The sequence below is a fragment of the Pseudomonas agronomica genome, from assembly GCF_025917275.1.
GTDB lineage: Bacteria > Pseudomonadota > Gammaproteobacteria > Pseudomonadales > Pseudomonadaceae > Aquipseudomonas > Aquipseudomonas agronomica.
Map to the genome: position 1 here is coordinate 1 of NZ_JAOSHO010000632.1, position 2,497 is coordinate 2,497.

A 2,497-nucleotide genomic window follows, 5' to 3' on the forward strand; every position below is an offset into this window, starting at 1 on the left:
TGAGATCAAGATCAAGATCAAGATCAAGATCCAAAGCAAGAGCAAGAGCAAGAGCGGGGCATCAGCCAGGATTTATTTGGCTGAACCACCGCTATCGCGAGCAAGCTCGCTCCCACAGAGGGCTGTGGTAGACATGAATTTTGTGGCTGCTGACGATCCAATGTGGGAGCGAGCTTGCTCGCGAAGAGGCCGGTACATCAAGCATCTTCATCGACTGGCACTCCGCCTCCGCAAGCAGGCTCGCACCCAGGGCACAGGGCGCAAAACGCTACTTGCAGACATAAACCTTGCGCACATAAACCCCGCTCTTCCAGGCGCAAGGAGCCCCCCGGGGCACAAACACCGTATCCCCAGTCCCCACCGCCAACCCCGTGCCATCCGCCAGTTGAAGAACGATGTTGCCCTCGATCAAATGCATCAATTCATGCAGTGCATGCGGCCTCGCCCGGCGGGTGTAGGGCGTCGAGTCCCAGATGCCGATACGCAGGTTCGTCGATTCCTCGACAAACAGATTGTTCGAGCGACATTGCGGTGTCGGGCTCAGCAGTATCTCTTCACTCGGTGGCGTCGAAGGCGAGAGCAAGGTGTGTGGCGCAAGGAACGTCAGCCCGATATTGCCCACTTCGACAGGCTGGATATCGGCGCAAAAAGCCCAGAGAGAATCCGGTTGTGCCTCGATCCGGATCGACGTGCCACGGGCAATCACGGCGCTGTCTCCCGGATTGAGCCGGAGCGTCTGTTCCCGGCTCCGCAGGGTGACATGGCCGGCGTGAACCACGATCGTTTCGCTGTAGGGATATTCATCGACGCTGAATTCGCCGCTCGCCCGGACCATACCAGCAGCGATGTCATCCGCCGCGACATAGGCAATGTGCCGGTCGAAAGGGTCGTTGGCGCCCAATGAACCGGACGTGAACGCGGTTGAGGCCGGGCGGCCGTCGGCATGTGCCAGCAGCACGGCGGTGGGCTCTAGCATGATGCGGTGTCTCCGAGGGTTATTACCGATGAAAGAAAGCGGTCAGCCGATGGCCTGGGTCACCAGGGCAAACTGTTGTACGCCGCCAATGGCCTGCGGCGGGGTACCGCGGGCCATTTGCGCGACGGTGTCGACGTGCTTCAGTCCGGCTTCTTCAAGCCAGGGCCCCAGCCCGCAGTCGGAGGGGATGTCCATGCGCAGGAAAGCGTCCGGTGCCCGGGCCAACAGCACCGCGATCAAATGCTTGGCCTGTTGTGGATTTTCCGCGACGACCGGGCCGATATAACGACCACGACCGAAAGCGCGCAGGAGGGCGAAGGCGCGGAGCTGGCCATCGCGCTCGATACCGACGGCGTGCTCGGTACTGTCGAACAGATCATTGAGCACGGTGTGCCTGTCCAGGCCGCTGCCCGCGTTGGCCAGTTCGATCTGCTGGCTTCGATCGGCGTTGGTCAATTCGCGGCAGCGCTCGTCCGCCGGTAGGGCAGGGGCGGTAGGAACTCGTACCTGGCCCTGATGTTGTTGGATATGCCCAAAGTCAACGAAGCCCTGGCTGGCATAAAGGGGGGCACCGGCCAGCGTCGCGTTGAGCATCGGGATTTTCGATCCGCATGCCTCGATTGCCAGTTCCATGAGTCGGCGGCCGATGCCCTGGCCCTGGTATTGGTCACTGACGATCACCAGGCCGATCGTGGCGTAGTCACCTTGCGCACAGGTGAACGCGGTACCGATCAGGCGGCCGTCGTCCTGCGCGACGAAACCCTGCGAGACGCGTTGCAGCATGGCCCAGTCCTCCAGGCGGTGGGGCCATTTCAATTGCACGGACAAGGCGTGGGCCGATTCCAGGTCGGCGCCGGTCATGGGGCGAAAGGTATACGCGGGGCGTTGCGAGTTAGGCATGACTTAGCTCCGTGGACAGGGCCGAAACCGGTGGGATTTCGCCGCTGAAAGTGTGTGTATCTCACCTGCCAATTGGCCTGGCAAGGGGCCGGCAGTGATTCGGCAGATTGCATGAGTGGCGTCGTCCATGGCCGCAGTTCTTGCTCAAATCCGCAGCAAGCACAGCAATAAATTCCAGCAATCTTGCGTCGAAAAAAGGCCAACCCAGATCAATAACAGCGCTTGCGATCAACCTCGCCGAGCATCGATTCATTGCGTTGATGCCGACGGATATTGTCCAGCAACACGCCAAAGGCACTTTCAGGTTGGGTCATCGCCGCGATATGTGGCGTCAGCCAGATTTGCGGATGCGCCCAGAAGGGGTGATCCGGCGCCGCTGGCTCCTGTTGCAAAACATCGAGCACCGCCGCACTGAGCTGGCCGCTGGCAAGCGCTTCAAGCAGGTCCGCTTCCACCATGTGTCCGCCCCGGCCCATGTTGACCAGGGCGGCCCCCTTGGGCAGATGCTGGAACAACTGACGGTCGAGAATCCCTCTGGTCTGCTCGGTCAATGGCAAGACGCATAGCAGGATGTCGCATTGGCCGAGGAAATCCGGAAGCTGTTCGGCACCGGCAAAGCAG

At 60.9% G+C, this 2,497-nt stretch carries 3 protein-coding genes; all 3 read right to left on the reverse strand.

The window, feature by feature from the left end; genetic code table 11:
* Positions 1-268 precede the first annotated feature (268 nt).
* Complete coding sequence (locus tag OC610_RS25480) at positions 269-976, reverse strand: cupin domain-containing protein (protein WP_264431789.1); 708 nt, start codon at positions 974-976, stop codon at positions 269-271.
* Between the two features lie 42 nt (positions 977-1,018).
* Positions 1,019-1,876: a GNAT family N-acetyltransferase gene (locus OC610_RS25485; protein ID WP_264431790.1), complete on the reverse strand. Its 858-nt coding sequence runs from the start codon at positions 1,874-1,876 to the stop codon at positions 1,019-1,021.
* A gap of 209 nt (positions 1,877-2,085) precedes the next feature.
* Positions 2,086-2,497, reverse strand: a 412-nt coding sequence (locus tag OC610_RS25490) for an NAD(P)-dependent oxidoreductase (protein ID WP_269808094.1), incomplete at its 5' end; no start/stop codon positions are given.

Bases quoted from the DNA above. Each gene is read 5' to 3' on its own strand.
- OC610_RS25485 (WP_264431790.1), bottom strand. From the start codon at position 1,876: ATGCCTAACTCGCAACGCCCCGCGTATACCTTTCGCCCCATGACCGGC.
- OC610_RS25480 (WP_264431789.1), bottom strand. From the start codon at position 976: ATGCTAGAGCCCACCGCCGTGCTGCTGGCACATGCCGACGGCCGCCCG.